Genomic DNA, 21,309 nt, shown 5'->3' with positions numbered 1-21,309 from the left:
TTGCTTCAAAATAGATCACCTGAAACACCCTTTAATGCCGAAGGTTTTTCTTTTGAACTGCAGAATTTTGAAATCTTACTTTCGGATAGCGTACACACCATACAGTCATCTGAAATTAAAGTTTCTTCCTTAGATCAGTATATCAAAGCAAAAAAGGTAAATATCACCCCTAATTTTAGCAAAGCATCTGCTTCTTACTTTCAGGTGGACTTGGAGGATTTGCTCCTAAGTGATGCTGATATCAATAAGGTTTTTTACACTGCTGAAGTGGAGGTAGGTGAACTCAAATTACAAAAACCATCATTCAACCTTTTTTCAGGTATCAGGCCTGAAAGAAAGGAACTCAATATGGAAGCATTTGACCTGTATAATTTGATAGAGGGAATATTGGAATCCATCAACATCAAACATCTTAAAATTGAGGAAGGGAAATTCACACAAAGGGCGACATCCGACCCTGACAACTTCAGGATAAAGGCAGAGAGGATAGATTTCAATATGGAGGATTTTTATGTGGGTCCAAATGAATCGAAAAAAACCAATCAGTTTTTTTATGCCAATCAGGCCTCTGTCGAATTATTTCAGGTTGATTTGGCCCTAGGAGATAGCCTTCACTGGATTCATGGAGAATATGTGCTGCTTTCCTCTTTTGATGATGAAATAAAAATCAATGGATTTAGACTTTTCCCCATAAATGATGATCAAAAGATTGATGAAAAAACACTTTTAAAGATAGAAGTCCCGGAATTGATGATCAACGATGCCAATCTCAAAAAAACATATAACCAGGGCATAATAGATATCAATGAAATTGTCATCAACAATCCCGATATCCTGCTGAGAGATGTCCAAGGTGGAAATAATCAGAAAGGTGCTTTTGATATAAGAAAAATATCCAGGGATTACCTTGAGGCCATATATGTAAACCGCTTGGTCATCAAAGAGGGTTCACTTGTGGTGGATAACAATATCAGGATCAGACAGGACAGTCTTTCATTTGGCAAAATAAGCATTGAATTGGAAAACTTTGCGCTGGACCAGGAAACCGGTGAGTCTGAAAGTAAAGGGATATTTTGGGCAGACCACCTGCAGCTTGAATTAGAAGACTATGCCTTAAAATTGGCGGATAACCTTCATGTCTTCAAAGCCGATAGGGTATTCATCGATACCAAAAGCAATCAGATAAGGGTCAACGGTTTTGCCCTACAACCATTCAACAAAAGTCAGATACAATCATCTGTGGACAGGTATGGGGTAAGTACCACAATGGACATCTTCGTCCCCCAATTTCAGGCGACAGGTGTGGATATCCGAAGAGCTTATTTTGAAGGAATACTTAATGTAAAACAGATCCGTGTCCCTTCTCCCAAAATAAATATTTACAGATACCGATCCAAGGTTGAAAATGATTCGGAAAAAATGGACAGTGGGGAAATGTTGGATTTATTGACCAATTACTTTTCGGAAGTACGGGTAGATTCCCTTATCATACAACGGGCAACCTTGAATTATGAAAACTTGTTCGGAGACCGGACAAGGACATTCTCTGAAGACAATGTTTCTGTAGCGGTTAAAAACTTTCACATCTATGAAGGAATCAACCCAGATGGGATCAATTCACTTTTTTCAGAAGAAGTGGATCTAAGTCTCAACAATTATGTGTTCAACCTCGCAGATGGAAAATACAACATTCTGGCAGACAGGATCAATTTCAATACCGCAAAAGAGGAAATCATCACAAGGAACGTCAGGCTTAATCCAAGCACCGGGTTTTCGGACAAAACAAGGATTACGGCAAGGATACCCTCGCTCTCATTCAAGGGAGTTGACCTGGAAGCCTTTTTATTTGACAATACATTGAATCTCGAAACAGTCAACCTTTCAGGCTCGACAGTTGAAATTATGGTCAACAATGACTGGGAGGAAACCGAAGCACAGTCAGAAAGAAGGAGAGGAAGAGACAGGACCCTTCCAAAAAACATTGAAATCGTTATGATTGACACGATTCAGGCCAGCAATGCCCAGTTCAGTCTTTCTTTTAGGGATAAGGGGGTACAACAGGAATTGATCAATACCGGAATTAATTTAACCGTTTTTGATTTTCTTTTGGATTCAGCAAAAATAGCTAGAGGTGAAATTGCCGGCTTTTTTGGAGGACTGTCTTTGGGTATTGATGAGTTTTGGTTAACCCTGAATGACAGTATCCATCGGGTGACTTTCTCCAAGGTGGAGTTTGATACCAGGTATGAGGGGTTTTTGATAAATAATTTTAGGATTATTCCCAGAAACCTTTCCGGTAAACCGGGAGTACCTGTGTTTTCAGGCCATATCCCGGCAGCCCTGATCAGAACAAATTCTCTGGCTGAATTACAGACCAGTAAAGACCTTTGGATCAAAGAACTCAGGCTTTACCGGCCTGACATTGAATTCTTCATTGACCAGGAAAAACCGGATAATTCAGGAAGAGGGGAAAAATCAAATGAAAAAGGGATTCTGGAAAGTTTAAGAATTGATGAATTTGAAATCGTTGAAGGGGACATAGGTATATTCGATAAAAACTCTTCCAAAGCTCCGCAAGAATTTAAATCCATCAATTTTGGCCTTGAAAATCTTCAATTTGATCTGACGGATCTAAGTGGATTGGACAGAAATGCGTTACTCAAAAAAGATTTTCAACTGACCCTCCCAAACTATGAAATCCTCCTTAAAGACAGCTTGAATAAAATAAAAATCGGTCAGATTTCAGTCAGTAACAAAGAAATAAAACTTACGGATGTGGAGTTCATCCCAAGGTACGGCAGGTTCCAATATACCAGAATGGTAGGATTACAGTCTGATGTAGCCAATATCCACATTCCTGTACTGATCATCAATGGTGCTGATCTTGCCGGTTATCTGGAAAATAAAAACTTTGCCGCCAAATCAATAAAAATCAGTGATGTCAGAGCTGATCTTTTCAGAGATAAAAGATTTCCAAGAAAAGAGGAGGTTTACAAGGCCCTGCCTCAGGAATTGATGAAAAAGGCAGGAGTTCAGGTTTCCCTGGATTCTTTATTCATTGATAATGCCACCATAAAATATTCTGAGTTTCCTGAGATTGGTTTGGTTCCCGGAAATATTTTCTTCGACAAAGTGAACTTGGCCATTTACCCTTTTCATCTGAGCAAAGAAAATGAAAGCTTTCCTGTCGAAGAAATCACTCTATTGGCCAGTGCAAAACTCAATGGCCAGGCAGATCTGAATCTTCAGGGACATTTGTTTTTTGAAAAACCATACCCTATGGAAATAAGTGCTCAAATGGGTGAATTTGATCTGGAATATTTAAATTCAATCCTCCGATCCAACGTCTTTGTAAAAGTCAAGCAGGGTAAGATCCATGGGGCAGATTGGTCATTTACGGCTGATGACCGTGAAGCCGTGGGAAGTATGGTTTTGTTGTATTCGGATTTAAAACTGGAATTATTGGATGAAAGAACCCTTGAAAGAGGTACCGGTCGAAAAGCCATCCTCACTTTTGTCCTCAACACTTTTGCCGTCAGGAGCAATAATCCAAGGAGATATCTCAGAAAACCCATTAGCTCCAAAATGTATGAATCCCGGGATACCACACGCTTTGTTTTTAACTATTGGTGGAGCACAACCCTTAGCGGCTTAAAAGGAAGTCTTGGCCTAGGTCAACCTACTGTACCAAAAAGGAAAAGACAGGAAGCCTTGGAAAGAAGACGGAAAAAGGAAGAAGAGTAAACTGTTAATAGAAACAAAGCCTGCCCCGATGCTTTTATCGGGGAGCCAAGAAACAAGAGATGGGAAGCGAGATGCGAGATTTTGGGATACTAATGAAAGCGGGCTATAGGTAAAAATTATTGAACTTTAGCAAAAAAAATCGGCATAAACGCCGCTTATATTAAAGGTTGAAAGTTCTTTTCAAGGCATCAACATAATCGAGCTTTTCCCAGGTAAACAACTCTACCTCAAAAGTCAACTTCTTGCCATCAGGGGTCTTGAAGGTTTTGGTGACTACTTCATTTTCCCTTCCCATATGACCATACGCAGCAGTTTCTTCATATATCGGGCTTCTAAGCTTAAGTCTTTGCTCTATAGCATATGGGCGCATATCGAAAAGCTGTTCCACTTTTTTGGCAATCTCTCCGTCGCTAAACTGTACTTTGGAGGTGCCATAAGTATTGACATAAATACCCATAGGTTTGGCAACACCAATGGCATACGAAACCTGAACCAATACTTCATCAGCAATTCCTGCTGCAACCATATTTTTGGCTATATGCCTGGTAGCATAAGCAGCAGAACGGTCCACTTTGGACGGGTCTTTTCCGGAGAATGCACCTCCACCATGAGCGCCTTTTCCTCCATAAGTATCTACGATGATTTTTCTACCGGTCAGACCGGTATCACCATGTGGACCACCGATTACAAATTTTCCGGTAGGGTTGATATGATAAGTGATTTTATCCGTGAACAGCTTCCGGATTTCCGGCTTCAGTTGGTCCATTACCCTGGGAATCAGAATATTGATCATATCACTTTTGATCTTGGCCAACATGACGGGTTCATCATCAAAGTCATCATGTTGGGTAGATACAACTACTGCATCAATTCTTTGAGGGGCGTTTTCATCAGAATACTCAATTGTGACCTGCGCCTTCGCATCCGGTCGGAGGTAAGTAATTTCCTTGTTTTCTCTTCTCAATGCGGCAAGTTCTTTCAAAATCCTGTGTGAAAGGTCCAAAGCCAAGGGCATGTAATTATCAGTTTCCCTTGTCGCATAACCAAACATCATGCCTTGGTCACCTGCACCTTGTTCTTCAGGATTGGATCTGTCCACACCTTGATTGATATCAGGTGACTGTTCATGAATGGCAGACAGGACTCCACAGGAGTTCCCATCAAACATGTAGTCCCCTTTGGTATATCCTATCCGGTTGATTACATCCCTGGCGATTTTCTGAACATCCAAATAGGTCTCAGACTTCACCTCTCCGGCAAGAATTACCTGCCCGGTGGTGACAAGTGTTTCACAAGCAACTTTTGAACTGGGATCAAAGGCCAAAAAATTGTCAATCAATGCATCTGAAATCTGGTCGGCGATTTTATCGGGATGACCTTCAGATACTGATTCTGAAGTAAATAAATATGGCATATAAATAATGGATTTTGGAGCATTTTCTATTGGTGCGTAAAAATAAGGTTTCAAAGGGAAATAAAAAATTGAATTGGAAAGATGGAAGGAGTATATCCACAAATACGGTCTTAAAATGGATAATCTTTTTTTGCAGAGGAGAGTTGGACCCGAAAGCTAAAAAATGACTATGGGATAATTGGTATTCCGCATTCTGTCCTTATAGACCGGAATGGCAATATCGTGGAAAACAGGACAAAAACTGCAAGTAAAGGGATTGATAGTCTGATTGATGAGTTGTTGGATAAAATGAAGTCCGAAGAGTTTAATTTTTAATAATCTTTTTGCCAGATTCGGTGGTGGTATATTTTTGGTTCCTATGCCTGGGGTTTTCAGGATGAGTTAATTCTAACAAGCCTTTCTCCAATAAGGGTACGATATGTTTCTGATGGTTTTTAGAGTGATTTGTTATCCCAAGGCTTTTAAGTAATTCTGCTCTGGATTTAGGTTGGAGACAATAAGTAAGCAATTTAAGTATTTGGTTACTTTCTTGGACACTTTCTTGGACACTTTCTTGGACACTTACTTGGACACTTACTTGATCAGATATTTTCTCATTTTTAATAAATTGCAAATTAATCGGTAGGATAGTTAGGAAGTAAAAACATTGTTCATCGGTTTCAAAAATAGGTGGTGGAGATTGGTTATTTTCAAGACTAAGTTTAATAGTAGGAATTCCAGTCCCACGGCCCTCCGTCAAATGAAGTTCTTTTAAAAAATCGCCTACTCTCCGGTTTCGATAATCACGTGCAACAATTCGTTGGTTTTGTGCCAAAATATGGGCGGTTATTGGAGGAACCGGACCTGGAAAACTAAGTATTTCAATTTTGTCAGGCCAAACCTGAACTTCTATAGGTTTTCCGATTTCATAACTCTTATGATAAACCGCATTGGCCAAACTCTCCTCTACTGCCTCAAAAGGATAGTTAAAGAACCTTGCTGACTCAGCTTGCCCTTGAATTTTTCTTACCTTTTCCAATATAATTTGGTTTTTAATAAAACTCAAGGCGTCCTTCAACTGAAGATGAAGTGGTCCCTTAAAATATTTTTCAGTAAAATTTTTCCCAGATTCATCTATTCTGATAACTACTTCAATCCATGCACGGTCAAAAAAACGATGGGGTTCCGTACTGAAAAATAGCAAACCTACATTTAAAGGCCTCAAAGCCTCTTCAGGGCCTCTGACAAGATGCATTTGCCGACACAGATCTGCAAATGGCAAAGTTGTACTTTCCTCCTTTAAATCACTTTTTATCTCATGGAGGAAATCCCTTATTATACCCAAGTTCAAGTCATTGAGCTGTGCCTGTTGGTTGATCCTGTCATCAAAAGGAATACGTGCCGTTAGCTCATGTAGTCTTCTTAGGTTTTCCCCCTGTGCTTTAATTGTCCTGGAACCACTACGGATATAACTGAACCTGTTTTGCAGACCACGGTCCCCTAATCCCTCTGGAGACGTATAAGGGCGCATATCACCTGCGGGAGCATAAATCAAAAAAATATGACGTTGCTGAAAAACATATGGTTGGGTTATTGGCATATAGTTAGGCTGCAAGCGATGGCAAAGATTCGTCAAATCCCCTTGTATTCGATCCATTTGATCCGGATTTAGACCTTTAGGTGGAAGTACGGGTCTGCCGTTACTTTCAGCAATGCCAATAATAATATACCCCCCTCCCCAATTATTGATATCATTGGCAAAGGCACATAAAGTATGCAATATATCCTCAGGGTTCCAGCCGAGTTTAAATTCAAGCCGCTCCCATTCTATCACTTTGCCGTGAATAAGTTCGTCTATATTTACTGCCAATGCCATGGTTACAAAAGTATTTAGTTTTTAATACTTCTTCAATTAGCTAATATAGTTTAAGTCATTACTGATTGTCGTTTTTAATGGAAATTTTTGTTATTAAATAGTTCAAAGTTCTCAATTATTTCAAAAATGGTCAAATTGAATGTGGCAACGTGTTATCCTTCTTCATTGCTAGTCTGAAGAATTGAACACAAAGAATTCCTCAAGCTTTTAAGTATTTGAAGCATCATCATATTTTCTTCCAATCACCCTTTTAATCCTTACCTTTGTCTTCCATATAACCAATCCCAAAACCCGTATGAACGAAAGGTATATGCAAAGGGGTGTATCTGCCTCCAAAGAAGATGTACATCAAGCAATTTCGAAATTAGATAAAGGACTTTTTCCAAAAGCATTCTGCAAAGTTGTTGAAGATACTTTGGGCAATGACCCCGAATTCTGCAATATTATGCATGCGGATGGGGCCGGTACCAAATCGTCCCTGGCTTATATGTACTGGAGGGAAACAGGTGACTTAAGTGTATGGAAAGGTATCGCCCAAGATGCCATCATCATGAATATCGATGACCTCCTTTGTGTCGGTGCTATCAACAATATCCTCGTCTCTTCCACCATCGGACGAAACAAAAACCTCATCCCGGGAGAAGTCATCTCAGCCATTATCAACGGCACAGAAGAAGTACTTCAAATGCTGAGAGACCATGGGGTCAATGCAGTGCTTACAGGTGGGGAAACCGCCGATGTTGGGGACCTTGTCCGGACGGTGATTGTAGACAGCACCGTTACCTGCCGGATGAGAAGGGATGAGGTGATATCGAATGATAAAATAAGGCCCGGGGATGTGGTAGTTGGGCTGTCCTCATCCGGTCAGGCAACCTATGAGGATTTTTACAATGGGGGAATGGGCAGCAACGGCCTGACCTCAGCCAGACATGATGTTTTCAACAAATTGCTCAAAACGAAATATCCCGAAAGCTATGACCCGGCAGTACTGGATGAGTTGGTATATTCTGGCAAGTATAATCTGACAGATCCTGCACCCGGACTACCGGTAGATATGGGCAAACTGGTACTTTCTCCAACAAGAACTTATGCCCCGATTATGGTGGATGTATTGAAATATCTACGCCCAAAAATCAATGGTATTGTGCATTGCAGCGGAGGGGCACAGACCAAAGTGCTCCATTTTGTGGACAATGTACATGTGGTAAAAGATAACCTTTTTGATACTCCGGTTCTTTTCAGAACCATTCAGGAAGAGAGCGGAACCGATTGGAAGGAAATGTACAAGGTATTCAATATGGGACACCGTATGGAAATTTACCTGGAAGAAAGATATGCCGAAGAAATCATTGATATAGCCGAAACCTTGGGTGTAGAAGCCAAAATCATCGGTAGAGTTCTCCCTTATGAAGGTAAAAAAGTAACCGTACAGGGAATCCACGGCACATTTGAATATGAATAATTTTCAGACAATAAAATCAAAACCCTGATCTTAAATCAGTTTTACAAGGGAGAATTGAATAGAAAATTCTTCCTTAATTCCTGCCTCATTCAATTTTGAATATTCAAAAATTAAATCATAATGCCCAAATCCATTGCTCATCGAATTTTCAGATTATTTGCGTGGATCTTGGGAATCATTGTTTTTTTGGCTTTGGCTACCTTGACCAGGGTCGATTGGATGGACTATAAAGAGATGGATTATTACTATGAAACCATGGCCCATTTGGATACCCTCCCGATACAATCTTCTGAAGGTGCCACATGGTTGGCCGGTTGGTCATCTGTAAATGCAACTCCTGATAGCCCGGCAAAATTGGTGGGATACAAGCCACGGGGAAAATATCAATTTGTCCAGGACAGCAGCTTTGTTAAAACCTTGGTGGTTGGAAACGGCATATCCAATGTCGCATTTTTAAACTATGAACTGATGATTGTTCATCCCTTCCTTCATCAAAAGATCCAGGAAGCAATAGAAAAAGAAAATTTACCTCTCGATTATATTTATTTTACAGCTACCCATACCCATAGTGGCATGGGCGGTTATATTCCCGGATTAGTCGGGAAGTTGGCATTGGGGGGAAAAGATGATAAATTAATCAATCTTATGACTTCAAAAACTATTGAGAGCCTGAAAAATGCACTCAACAGTCAGGATTCGGTAAACATATTTTTCCAAAAGTCAAGGGCAGATTCATTGGTTGCAAACAGGCTTATCGCAGAAGATCCAGTAGATCCGTATATCCGACAAATGATAATTGAAAAAAGGAACGGCCAAAAGGCAGCCTTACTCACTTTCAGTGCTCACTCTACTATCTTGAATTCAAAATTTATGGGTTTGTCAGGTGATTATCCCCACTACCTAACAAAACTAATGGAAGTTTCGGGTTATGAGTTTGCACTATTTGCAGCGGGAACTGTTGGAAGTCATAGACCGGTGGCAAGTGGGAATCTTGCAGAAAATGTGTTGGAATATGCCGAAGTCCTTCAAGAAAACATGGAAGGCAACATTGTATTGACCGAAATAAACAGCGAATACAATATACACACTTCAGAAATTCCAATAGCCCTTCGAAAAGCACATTATCGGATAAGAGAAAAAACCCGCTTAAGACCTTGGATATTCAATCTTGTATTTGGTGATACCAATCCACATTTCGATATGGTACAAATCGGCAACACACTATTCATAAGTTCCAGCGGGGAGATCTCAGGTGTATTTATGGCCGAATGGGAATCCATTGCCAATGAAAAGGGTCTTAACCTGATCATTACCTGCTTCAATGGGGGTTATATCGGATACATTACTCCGGACCAATATTATAATTATAAACTTTATGAGGTTAGGGATATGAATTGGTATGGGCCCTATAATGGAGCATATTTTGATGAAATCATCAAAAAACTAATAGAAAAAGCTGAGTGAGATAACTACTTTTAAATCAACAACAAAACAAGGGGCAATATAAAAACAGCCTCCATTTTTTGACGGACCGTTTCCACATTTTTACCAATTGAAGCAAACTGAATAAGATGAAACAAAAGCATCAACAAAAGCAGACAGATGTGAATCCTGAAATAGGAAGGTTGCCAGAAAAGGATGACCAACAAGAAAAAAACGCCTGAAAGCCCCAAAAACCATATGAAATTGTATAACTGGGATTTGGATAACAAGACCAAAATTGATCCGAATCTATCCCTTTCGTCACCCTCTTGATCCATATAGGAGAGTATAAGTAGATTTAAATACGCAACAATCAAATAGCCTACTAATAACAAACAGTAAATTTTGGTATTGTAGTCAGGATTTTTTAATAACCAAGGAACCAAATTGATCCCTAGAAGATAAAAGCCGGCGGTAGAAATTTCCTTCAGCCATGATACTTTTTCACCTATCCATTTCAGACAGCCCATCCAAATTATCATCATAAATGCTAAAATAAAACCTGGAATAATCACAAAATGGATTTCCTCAAAGAGAATAAAAAATGAAAACCCGATCCCTGCCACAAATAACCAAGCTACTGAGATCAGCTTAAAATACTTTTGATGAAATTGGTGTCTTGAAGAATAGGCTTTCGTTTTTGCCATTTTAGCATCTGCCAAGTGATCTAAAGTGTAGATTCCCCAAACAGCGAATCCCAGTAAGAAATAAGACAGAAGGGGGCAGGAAGTTTCAAGAATTCCCGAAAAGAAATACATCCCGGCCATCGAGCCCAGTACCACATCAAGTGACAAAAGATTGAACAAGCTCAAAATCCTTGTAAGTGCTTTCATAAAGCCTAAAGATATATCCAAAAAAAAATTAAATGCTAAAAACGGTACCAACTTCCATTATTCTGGTAAATTGACCTCATAAAATTCAAAACCTATGAAAAAATATCTATTGACATCACTGCTCTTTTTGACGCTGATTACTTTGGCTTTTCCACAAGTCAAAATCAAAGTCGCCTGTGTGGGGAACAGTATCACACAAGGACCGGGAAGGGAAAATCCTGACAGTTATCCACTTAAAATGCAGAAAATCCTTGGAGAAGAATATCAAGTCAAGAACTTCGGAGTAAGTGGCAGAACATTACTGAAAAAAGGGGACTATCCCTACTGGAACGAGCCTCAATTTACGGAAGTAAAGGATTTTCAGCCCGATATCCTTATAATCAAATTGGGGACTAATGATTCCAAATCCCAAAATTGGAAATATAAAAATGAGTTTGTTCAGGATTATCTTGACCTGATAAGCAAATATAAAAAATCCATGCCCAAAAAAGGTGAAGTCTACATCTGTATTCCCGTTCCGGTTTTCAAGACAAACTTTGGTATCACTGAAGATATTCTGGTAAATGAAATGCGCCCGATGCTTTTGGAAATAGCCAAAAAATCTAAATCAAAGGTCATCAACCTCTATGACCCTTTGCTGGAACATTCCGGATTATTTCCGGATGGCATTCACCCGAATACCGAAGGATTGGCCATCATGGCAGCTGAAGTTTCCAAAGCCATAAAGTAAAAAAGCTGCCTTCTGGGCAGCTTTTCGGGTTTGATTGTTATCTATATATTTTAATTTCCTTCAAGGGCATTGGCACCTGCCACAATCTCAAGGATTTCATTTGTAATGGCAGCTTGCCGTGACCTATTGTAAAGCAATTTCAAATCTTTCAACAAATCTCCGGCATTCTCTGTTGCTTTATCCATTGAAGTCATCCTAGCTCCATGTTCAGAAGCATTGCTTTCCAATACTGCTTTGAAGAACTGGGTTTTCAATGCAGTTGGCACTAGTTCCTGGACCACGTATTCTTTGGAAGGTTCAAGGATATAATCTGTATTGCTCACCGAGATAGCCTCCTCTGGATTTACACCCATCGGAAGAAATTGCTCAATTGTCAGGTCCTGTACTGCCACATTTCTGAAATGATTATACACCAACATTACCCGATCAAACTTCTTTGAAGCAAAGCTATCCATGGCATATAGGGCAATCTCCCGGACATCATCGTAGTTCACATCAGAAAAAATTCCATAATAACCGGAATTTACCTGATATTTTTTTTTCGAGAAATACTCAAAGGCTTTTTTCCCCAATGGAAGAATGGTCACATTTGAATCTTTGAATTCTTTTTCCACCAATTGAACCCCTGCCTTGATGGCATTTGAATTAAAAGCACCACAAAGCCCTTTGTCAGAAGTCATGACTACTACAAGAACATTTTGAACCGGTCTTTGCTCAGCATATACCACCTCCAATTCATCTCCCATACCTGAAATGACATCATTCAGGATGAGGGTAAGCTTTTGGGAATAGGGACGCATTTTCAGGATTCTATCCTGTGCTCTACGAAGTTTGGCAGCCGCAACCATTTTCATGGCCCGGGTGATTTGCTGCGTAGAAGTCACCGATGTGATCCTTTGTTTTACTTCCTTAAGGTTTGCCATAAGATGCTAAAGTCAGAAAATAAATATTTTGAAAACAGGTCTTGAAAAGCTTGATCTTCTCAAGACCTGATTATTAATTGATTATTGTTTGGCATATTTTAAAGACAAATCCTTAGCTGCCTGCTCAAGGATTTTTCCTGCTGCATCGATATCACCTTTCAGAATCAATTTCAATGCCTCGGGATAACTGCTCTTCAAAAGATTGAAAAACTCTTTTTCGAATTGTCTCGCCTTTTCAACAGGAATACTATCCATAAATCCTCTGGTAGAAACATAAATAATGGCAACTTGATATTCAACAGGAACAGGTGAATATTGGGCCTGCTTTAGGATTTCCTGGTTTCTCCTACCTCTTTCGATGGTTCTTTTGGTAGTTGGATCCAAATCAGATCCGAATTTGGAAAATGCCTCCAATTCACGGAACTGGGCCTGATCAAGTTTCAGCGTACCTGCAACTTTCTTCATTGCTTTGATCTGTGCATTACCACCAACCCGGGATACCGAAATACCAACATTGATCGCGGGGCGAATACCTGCATTGAACAGGTTGGTCTCCAGGAAAATCTGTCCATCGGTAATGGAAATCACATTGGTAGGAATATAGGCTGAAACGTCACCGCCTTGGGTTTCAATTATCGGCAATGCTGTCAATGACCCGCCACCTTTTACCAAATGCCTGATAGATTCCGGCAAATCGTTCATTTGTTTTGCGATATCATCAGAATCATTGATTTTAGCGGCTCTTTCCAATAACCTGGAGTGAAGGTAAAATACATCGCCCGGGTAAGCTTCACGTCCCGGAGGTCTTCTTAAAAGCAAAGATACTTCCCTATAAGCAACAGCCTGCTTGGAAAGATCATCAAATATAATCAATGCGGGACGACCTGTATCTCTTACGAACTCTCCGATACATGCTCCGGTAAATGGTGCAAAAAACTGCATTGGAGCCGGATCTGAAGCAGCAGCAGATACTACCACAGAATAAGGCAACGCTCCACCTTTTTCGAGAGCCGCTACGATACTCGCAACAGTAGAAGCTTTTTGACCAATGGCAACATATATACAGAATACGGGTTCACCTTTATCGTAAAATTCTCTTTGGTTTAGAATTGTGTCTATAGCAACAGCAGTTTTACCTGTCTGACGGTCACCAATGATCAATTCACGCTGACCTCTTCCGATCGGAATCATTGAGTCAATCGCTTTGATACCTGTCTGAAGTGGTTCAGTCACCGGCTGCCTGTAAATTACACCTGGTGCTTTTCGCTCCAAAGGCATTTCATAAAGTTCACCTTCTATTGGACCTTTTCCGTCTATTGGATTTCCTAGGGTATCCACAACTCTTCCCAACATTCCGTCACCCACCTTGATAGAAGCAATTCTCTTGGTTCTTTTGACATTATCACCTTCCCTGACCAATTTGGAATCGCCAAAGAGTACGGCACCGACATTGTCTTCCTCCAAGTTAAGCACCATTGCTTTAAGACCGTTGTCAAACTCCAACAATTCACCGGCCTGGGCTTTGGTAAGTCCATATATACGGGCTACACCGTCCCCAACCTGGAGTACAGTTCCCACTTCTTCAAGTTCAGCTTCAGTTTTGACATTGGAAAGCTGTTCTCTCAATATCGCTGAAACTTCATCAGGTCTAATTTGTGCCATTATATTTTTATTAAAATGTTATTCAAATGATTTTAGTATGTTTTGACGAAATATCTCTGGGCAAATTTGAGTCTTAGGATCCTCAATTTTCTGCTGATTGAATCGTCAAGTAATTTATCGTTGACTTTAAGTACAAATCCGCCGATAAGGTCTTTATTAATCTTTTCAACCAATTCTACTTTTTCAAGGCCGGAAATTTCTTTTACGATTTCCACAAAACTTTCCCTGAGGTCAGCTGTAAGTGGGAAAGTTGTCGTCACCTCGGCTACCTGAATTCCCATGTGGAGATTGTATTGCCTCTGAAATTCCCTGGCAGTGGACAATAGCACTTCGGATCGGTTTTTTCTCGTTACAATTTCAAAAAAGGTAATTGTAATTTTATTGGCTGTTTTTTCAAAAAGTAATTTGAGAATTTTCAGCTTTTTATCAGTAGATACAATCGGACTGGCCAACATGAGCTCAAAATCCCTGTTCTCTGATGCAATGGACAATAATTTACTGACATCCCCCATGACGGCTTCAAGTTGATTTTTCTCAACGGAAAGCCCCAATAAAGCCTTAGCGTACCGGGATGCTACTTTTATATCTGACATATTTAATTCAGCTTGATATCTTTGACCAATCTTTCCACCAAAGCCTGCTGTGCGGCAACTTCAGAAAAGTTTTTCTTCAATATTTTTTCTGCTATTTCCAATGCCAAGACACCTACCTGAACTTTCACTTCTTCGAGGGCGGCAAATTTTTCGGTTTCGATTGCAGCTTTTGCGTTCTCAATCATTTTCGCTCCCTCAATGGAGGCTGTATTTTTTGCTTCTTCGATCATCTGCTTTACAGTCTCACTGGCTTTAAGCAACATTTCGTCCCTTTCGATTTTGGCCTCCTGAATGATTCTTTCATTTTCCGCTTTGAGGTTGGCCATTTCATTTCTGGCCACTTCGGCTGCTTTAAGGGAATCTTCAATGCTTGATTCTCTACTCTCTAATGCGGCCAAAATAGGCTTCCAGGCAAACTTGGCCAGGATGTAAAAGAAAATCGAAAATCCGATGATTTGCCAGATCACCAATCCTGATCCAGGTACGATTAAATCCATAACGAATTGATTTTATAGTTTTTTTAAAATTTGTCCAATTAAAATAAAGAAAGGGATTGGCCTATTGCCAATCCCGATTTTCTTTAGAAAGTGTAGTCACCCAAAGCAATTAGCAGACAAACTACCACTGCAAACAGAGCAATCACCTCGATAAGGGCTGCAATAATCAACATGGCAACCTGGATTTTTCCAGCTGCTGCAGGCTGACGTGCAATACCCTCCATGGCTTGACCACCGATTCTACCAATACCCAGACCTGCGCCTATTGCGGCAATTCCGGCACCGATACCTGCACCCATAAGTGCGAAGCCGGCAGATAACAAGATTGAAGTTAACATACGTGTTTATTATTTATAAATTGAACAAAGAAATTCAAGATTAATGATGCTCATGTTCTGCTACTGCCTGACCAATATACATGGCAGAAAACAGTGTGAAAACATAAGCCTGTATAGTAGCCACAAGCAATTCGATCATGTTGATAAACACAACCATCACTGTACTGGCCAATCCAACTGCATAAGATTCAAAGACGAATATTAATCCTATAAAACTCAGAATCACTATGTGACCTGCAGTAATGGCCACAAAGAGCCTGACCATTAAGGAGAAAGGTTTGGTAAACAAACCGATGATTTCCACCGGAACGATGATAAGCAATAAAGGCACAGGAACTCCGGGTGTGGCAAAAACATGTTTCCAATATTGCCTGTTGCCGTTAAGGTTGGTGATAAAAAACGTGAATATTGCCAATGTAGCAGTGATTGCTATATTCCCTGTCAGGTTGGCTGCACCGGGTATCAAGCCCATGAGGTTTCCACAGAAAATAAAAAAGAATATCGTCAGTAAATAGGGTGTGAATTTTTGGTGTTTGGATCCTATATTGGGCAAAGCGATTTCATCCCTGATAAATATCACAATCGGTTCAATAAATGAAGCGATTCCTTTGGGCGCCATGTTGGGATTCTTTTTGTAATAAGCGGCTGTGGATAATATCAGATATAACAGTACACCTAGGACAATAAATAGCATCATCACGTTTTTTGTGATGGAAAGCTCAATAAAGGACCGATTTTCATCCACTGCCTTCAAATGGTCATGCTCATCAATATAAAATCCGTCCTTACCGTATTCTTTGCCAAATGCATGGGTCTCGGGGTTTTGAAAATCCGATGATATGTAAAAATCAAGTCCACACTCAGCACTATAAATGATGACCGGAAGTGAAATGGTAATATGGGTATGCCCAAAAGTTGCAAAATGCCACTCATGTGAATCCTTCACGTGGTGCATGATAAAACCTGTCTTATCCTCTTCATCCGAGGCAGCGATTGCCCTAATTGATGGTATCGTCAAAAGCACTGAAAATAAAACGGTTAAGCAAAGAAACTTACGAATCATCAAATGAATTTTTAGGACTTATTTCGAATTCGGGCGCAAATTAGTTATAAGAGCGAAGATATCAAACAATAAGTAAAAGAAATAAACAGCAAAGAAATTGACCACAAACAAAATTAAATTCTCAGTCCCAAGTAAAAGTATGATGGCAATAAAACAAATACTTGCCAAAAATCGGATGGCTATTGCACCCAAAAGAATATTCACGGAATTATCTTTGCTCAACTCCAAAAGGTAATGGGAGAACATTCCTGTAAGCCATGTCAACAAAACAAAAAATGACAGGATTTTCCACATGGTTTCATGCACCCAGTCAGGTTTGATATATTCTTGCATAAGGTAAATGATACCAGCAATTATCAGTGAAAAAAAAAGTAATTTAATGGTCAGTTTTTTTATAGCCTTCATTTGTAATACTTACAGGCCGCAAAACTATACTTTTTTATTATCATCCTCTGATTTTTCATCATTTTTCATACTGATGAACAGTTGATAAAAGGCGATTACAATAGAAAGAAAACAAAATAACAAAAGCCAGACGGGAAATCTCATCTGGCTTTTTTGTTGGACAAACCATCCAAACCAAGTTCCTAGTCCAATAATGGCAAAAAGTTGGAAAGAAAGCCCAATGTATTTGAGATAGGTATTAGTTTGAGGCAATCTGTTTTTTGGGGGCTTCGTCACTTTGATTTGATTTGGAGACAACCATGGGTTGGGAGGAGGATGCCATTTGACATTTTCCATTGAATACCGCACCGTTTTCCACTACAAGTTTTTGGGTTGTGATGTTGCCGGTTACAATTGCAGTTTTGTTAAGGTACAGGGTTCCTGAACAGTGAACTTCACCTTCTACCTTACCTGATATTTCTGCGTCAGGAGAGGAAATATTCCCTTTGATGATGGCAGAATCTCCGATCACAATCTTGGTTTTGGATTGTACTATACCTTCGAGATGTCCTTCGATACGGATGTTACCAGCGGCATTTATATCACCTACAATATTTGTCTCTTTCGAAATTACATTTGTGGAGTTGACCATTTCTACGGCTGATTTTTTTTCGATTGTTTTGTTGTTGTTGTTGAACATAGCTAATCAAATGTTATGAATTCTTGGGGATTAAGAGGGGTACCTTTGTACCAAATTTCAAAATGAAGATGTTGTCCCGAGGTAAGTTCTCCTGTATTTCCAATGATAGAAATAATTTCCCCTCCTCTGACCACATCTCCAATCTTCTTCAATAATACCGAATTATGTTTATAAATTGAAATCAATTCGTTGGAATGTTGGATGTTGATCACATATCCGGTTTCCAAAGTCCAGGAAGAAAAAATTACCGTACCATCAGCAATCGCTTTAACAGGCTCATTCTCTTTGGCAACTATATCTACTCCAAAGTGGTCATGTTGTGGCGCAAATACAGATGTGAGCACACCTTTGATAGGAGAAAAGAAAAATGTCTCTATAAAAGTGTTTTTTGAGACCTCCATCTGACCTGTAAAATCCAAGGGCACACCTTTGAATTCTTCAAGGATACTTTTGGTGGCATCACTTGGTTCGAAGGATTCCAGCTTCCTTGCTTCACTGAGTGCTGAAGTGTCCTCCAACAAAAAAGGATCAAAATCACTCTCCCCATCTATCACCCTTTGAATATTTGACAAATAATTGTCTTTTTGTCGGACAGTATTGGAAAGGGAATCCACTAAATCTGATAAGGCAATTATTTTAGCTGCGTTTTCGGATTCCATATAAACCGGATCAAACCACTGTCTAAGGATGGTCTTGGAAATTAAAAGTGAGAAACCAAACACCATCAAAACCATAAAGGAGAACAATATGATGATCCTGCCGAATGAGATATTGAATGAACCTAAAACGGAAAAATCTTTTTCTTTTCTGATAACCAGCAGGTACTTTGCAGTCAGCCGGTTTGCTATTTTTTTCTTAAGACTCAATCTTTTACAATTTGATTTGGGGATTCAAAAATATAATAATAATTCAAAGCGTTTACTAAATTACATCATTTACAGTAATTTGGGACAATTATGGCAAAGGCATTAACATGAACCGATTCAAATATCTCTTTCTTTTTCTCATTACCCTTCTGGTATTGTCCTGTTCCTCAGAGCGCAATACCTTTACCAATAGGATGTACCACAATATAACGGCAAAGTATAATGCTTATTTTTATGCCAATGCCAAAATTGAAGAACTTGAAACAGGCATCCAAAAAAACCACCGGGAAGACTTCAGTCAGGTATTGCCTGTTTTTTACACCATAGACAGTGCTTTTATTGACCAAAACGAGGAGTTGTTGACAGAAGTACGGGAGTTTGCTTCCCGCGCTGTGGATTGGCATAGAATTTCCAAATGGAAAGATCCGAGCTATTTTTTGATAGGCATGGCCGATTACTACAATGCAGAGTTTGACGATGCTGCCAATACATTCAGATACCTCAATGTCAATAGCAAAAAAAAGAAAATCCGGCACCAGAGTCTTATCCAATTGATGAGACTTTATACCGATCAGAAAAATTTTGAAGATGCAACGTTTGTCATAGATTTCCTGACCAAGGAAACAGGCATAAGCAAAGAAAATAAATTCCACCTATACAAAACATTGGCCTATTTTTATGACAAGAGAGGGGACGTCAACGGAAAAGTCGGTTCACTTGATAAAGCCCTGGGATTTACCAAAGACAAAAAGGAAAAATCAAGGATTAACTTTATCATGGCCCAATTATATCAAAGAGAGGGTCTTGACGCATTGGCCTACTCCTATTATCAGGAAGCCGTGAAAGGAAATCCTCCCTATGAGAGAAGTTTCTTTGCACTTTTATATGCACAACAGGTGGCTGAACTCAATAAAAGTAAAGATGTCAAAAGGGTAAGGAGTTACTTTGATGACCTTTATAAGGACAGTAAAAACAGGGATCTGAAAGATGTCATCCTTTATGAAAAAGCACTTTTTGAATTAAAGCAGGAAGAATTGGAAGAAGCCGAAAACCTCCTGATAAGAGCTGCTAAGGAAGAGGGCAGTAACCCTATTCAGAAAGGATACATCTATGAAAAACTCGCAGAATTAAGCTTTACTATCAAGAATGACTTCAGGGCAGCAAAGTATTATCTAGACAGTGCACTCACCCATTTCAGGCCGACTGATTCTTCTTATGATTTTATAGAGGCAAGAAAAGAAATCCTTGACCGGTATGTTGCCAATTATAACATAGTAGAAAAATATGACAGCCTTATCCAACTCAGCGGATTAAGCAGGGAGGAACAGGAATTGATTGCCGAGGCCTTTATTAAAAGCGAAGAGGAAAGACTGATACGGGAAGCAGAATTAAAAGACCAACCCAAGTCTGCGGGTATTTTTGATAATCTCCTTGCTTTCGGTGGAAGAGGTGGGGGTGAATCCTTTTACTTTGACAATGCCGTAGCCTTGCAGCAAGGTTCCATAGATTTCAATAGAAATTGGGGCAATAGACCTTTGCAGGATAATTGGAGGAGAAATGTACAGAGTTTACAATCCACTGCAACAAGCACAACCACCACTGATTTTGATGACCTGACAAATTTAGATGCAGAAGCAGACACAGAGGAAAATTCCGCTTTCTCCCAGATTCCCGATGTAGAAACCTTATTGGCTCAAATTCCCAGTGATCCTGAACAAATTCAAACCATGAAATTGGATTTGGAAAAATCTTATTTTGAATTGGGCAAGATTTTGTTTTTTGATCTGAAGGTACCGGAGATAAGCATAGAATACCTCGAAAACTTGATTACCAATTATCCTAACACCATCAAAAAGCCGGAGGCCTATTACATATTATATTTGGCCAAAAAGGAAATCGGTAGCGATTTCAAGGCTTATGCACAGCGATTGAACAGGGAATTTCCTGACTCCCCTTATACCCTTTCGGTAAATAACCCAGAAGGTAGTGTAGGAAACCTGGCTTACATGGAATCTTCCAAAAACTATAAGCAAGCCTATGAAATGTATTATAACAGGCAATATCAGACTTCAAGGCAACTGATACGTAATACTCTTGAGGCCTATCCATTGACCAGAAACACCGATCGGTTATTGCTTTTGGATATTATGGTTTCAGGCAAAATCGATGAAACTGATCGCTATAGGCAGCGCCTTGAAAATTATATCCAAACCACAGAAAACGATGAATTGACAAATATGGCAAGAATTATGCTTGCTGCATTGACAGGTGAGAATGATCGTTTAAAGGCAGATGAGCCTGAGGAAGACCTGGATGAAAATATTACTGATGAGGACCAGTTAGATATAGAAGATGAAGATGATAATGAGGCGGAAGAAAGTCCGTACAATGAAAATCCTAATCAAACCCATATATTTGTGATCGTCCTTCCAGCAGACCAATCCAAAGAATCCAAAAACCTATTGGCAGACCTTGAAGTGTTCCATTCCCAGAATTTTACCAGTTCAAGACTCCGGACTGGCAATATGAACCTTAGCCGTGAAAATGTGATTTTCATAGTAAGTCCTTTCAATAACGCAGAGAAAGGAATGGACTACAGGGACAAATTCCTGAACAATTTCCAAACCTCTGCGATTAAAGATGAAGACAAGGCCAATACTTTCCTGATTTCAATTGAAAATTTCCAGGAACTGAACAAAAGAAAAAATCTGGATGAATACAGATCATTCTATAAAAAGACATACCAATAACATTCCCCCATCA

General features: G+C 39.6%; 18 protein-coding genes. 5 read left to right on the top strand and 13 right to left on the bottom strand.

All coding sequences use genetic code 11. The features are described 5' to 3' along the window. Positions 1-3,744, top strand: a 3,744-nt coding sequence (locus ACEW8O_RS08730) for a hypothetical protein (protein WP_373494239.1), incomplete at its 5' end; no start/stop codon positions are given. Between the two features lie 160 nt (positions 3,745-3,904). On the opposite strand, the gene metK is transcribed toward ACEW8O_RS08730, so the two are convergent. Next, positions 3,905-5,158: a methionine adenosyltransferase gene (gene metK / locus ACEW8O_RS08725; RefSeq protein ID WP_373494238.1), complete on the bottom strand. Its 1,254-nt coding sequence runs from the start codon at positions 5,156-5,158 to the stop codon at positions 3,905-3,907. Positions 5,159-5,462: 304 nt separating this feature from the next. After that, on the bottom strand, positions 5,463-7,013 hold the full coding sequence (locus ACEW8O_RS08720; RefSeq protein WP_373494237.1) for an RNA-binding domain-containing protein: 1,551 nt from the start codon (positions 7,011-7,013) through the stop codon (positions 5,463-5,465). 295 nt (positions 7,014-7,308) lie between these two features. Between ACEW8O_RS08720 and ACEW8O_RS08715 the strand changes: the two genes are divergently transcribed. Further along, the gene (locus ACEW8O_RS08715; RefSeq protein ID WP_373494236.1) at positions 7,309-8,475 is read left to right on the top strand and encodes an AIR synthase related protein; all 1,167 of its coding nucleotides are present in this window, start codon (positions 7,309-7,311) and stop codon (positions 8,473-8,475) included. 120 nt (positions 8,476-8,595) lie between these two features. Further along, a complete protein-coding gene (locus ACEW8O_RS08710) occupies positions 8,596-9,939 on the top strand; it encodes an alkaline ceramidase (RefSeq protein WP_373494235.1) in 1,344 nt (447 codons plus the stop codon). An 11-nt stretch (positions 9,940-9,950) separates the two neighbouring features. Here the strand turns inward: ACEW8O_RS08710 and ACEW8O_RS08705 are convergent, their stop codons facing one another. Continuing rightward, the gene (locus tag ACEW8O_RS08705) at positions 9,951-10,790 is read right to left on the bottom strand and encodes a hypothetical protein (protein ID WP_373494234.1); all 840 of its coding nucleotides are present in this window, start codon (positions 10,788-10,790) and stop codon (positions 9,951-9,953) included. A gap of 94 nt (positions 10,791-10,884) precedes the next feature. On the opposite strand from ACEW8O_RS08705, the gene ACEW8O_RS08700 reads away from it, so the two are divergent. Then, the gene (locus ACEW8O_RS08700) at positions 10,885-11,520 is read left to right on the top strand and encodes a GDSL-type esterase/lipase family protein (protein WP_373494233.1); all 636 of its coding nucleotides are present in this window, start codon (positions 10,885-10,887) and stop codon (positions 11,518-11,520) included. Between the two features lie 50 nt (positions 11,521-11,570). Here the strand turns inward: ACEW8O_RS08700 and atpG are convergent, their stop codons facing one another. From atpG to ACEW8O_RS08650, 10 genes are all read right to left on the bottom strand, one after another. Next, positions 11,571-12,443: an ATP synthase F1 subunit gamma gene (atpG, locus tag ACEW8O_RS08695; RefSeq protein ID WP_373494232.1), complete on the bottom strand. Its 873-nt coding sequence runs from the start codon at positions 12,441-12,443 to the stop codon at positions 11,571-11,573. An 81-nt stretch (positions 12,444-12,524) separates the two neighbouring features. Then, complete coding sequence (gene atpA, locus ACEW8O_RS08690) at positions 12,525-14,105, bottom strand: F0F1 ATP synthase subunit alpha (protein WP_373494231.1); 1,581 nt, start codon at positions 14,103-14,105, stop codon at positions 12,525-12,527. Positions 14,106-14,137: 32 nt separating this feature from the next. Further along, the gene (gene atpH, locus ACEW8O_RS08685; RefSeq protein ID WP_373494230.1) at positions 14,138-14,698 is read right to left on the bottom strand and encodes an ATP synthase F1 subunit delta; all 561 of its coding nucleotides are present in this window, start codon (positions 14,696-14,698) and stop codon (positions 14,138-14,140) included. A gap of 2 nt (positions 14,699-14,700) precedes the next feature. Then, positions 14,701-15,195 carry a F0F1 ATP synthase subunit B gene (gene atpF / locus ACEW8O_RS08680; protein ID WP_373494229.1) on the bottom strand — a complete coding sequence of 165 codons (495 nt, stop codon included), beginning with the start codon at positions 15,193-15,195 and terminating at the stop codon, positions 14,701-14,703. Between the two features lie 83 nt (positions 15,196-15,278). Beyond that, a complete protein-coding gene (atpE, locus tag ACEW8O_RS08675; protein ID WP_373494228.1) occupies positions 15,279-15,533 on the bottom strand; it encodes an ATP synthase F0 subunit C in 255 nt (84 codons plus the stop codon). A gap of 40 nt (positions 15,534-15,573) precedes the next feature. Next, positions 15,574-16,596, bottom strand: a complete 1,023-nt coding sequence (atpB, locus tag ACEW8O_RS08670; protein WP_373494227.1) for a F0F1 ATP synthase subunit A — start codon at positions 16,594-16,596, stop codon at positions 15,574-15,576. 18 nt (positions 16,597-16,614) lie between these two features. Then, positions 16,615-16,929, bottom strand: coding sequence for a hypothetical protein (locus tag ACEW8O_RS08665; RefSeq protein ID WP_373494226.1), 315 nt, complete (start codon positions 16,927-16,929; stop codon positions 16,615-16,617). Positions 16,930-17,025: 96 nt separating this feature from the next. Then, a complete protein-coding gene (locus ACEW8O_RS08660; RefSeq protein ID WP_373494225.1) occupies positions 17,026-17,337 on the bottom strand; it encodes an AtpZ/AtpI family protein in 312 nt (103 codons plus the stop codon). After that, entirely contained in the window at positions 17,240-17,680 is a 441-nt protein-coding gene (locus ACEW8O_RS08655; RefSeq protein WP_373494224.1) for a polymer-forming cytoskeletal protein, read from the bottom strand. Before ACEW8O_RS08655 ends, ACEW8O_RS08660 begins: the two co-directional genes overlap by 98 nt. A gap of 2 nt (positions 17,681-17,682) precedes the next feature. Continuing rightward, entirely contained in the window at positions 17,683-18,546 is an 864-nt protein-coding gene (locus tag ACEW8O_RS08650) for a M23 family metallopeptidase (protein ID WP_373494223.1), read from the bottom strand. A gap of 107 nt (positions 18,547-18,653) precedes the next feature. Here ACEW8O_RS08650 and ACEW8O_RS08645 point away from each other — a divergent pair, with 107 nt between their 5' ends. Then, complete coding sequence (locus ACEW8O_RS08645; protein WP_373494222.1) at positions 18,654-21,296, top strand: gliding motility protein; 2,643 nt, start codon at positions 18,654-18,656, stop codon at positions 21,294-21,296. Positions 21,297-21,309: the final 13 nt, after the last annotated feature.

The sequence above is a fragment of the Aquiflexum sp. genome, from assembly GCF_041749095.1.
GTDB lineage: Bacteria > Bacteroidota > Bacteroidia > Cytophagales > Cyclobacteriaceae > Aquiflexum.
The sequence above is the reverse complement of the archived record's forward strand: the minus strand, read 5'-3'. Positions and strand labels throughout refer to the sequence as shown.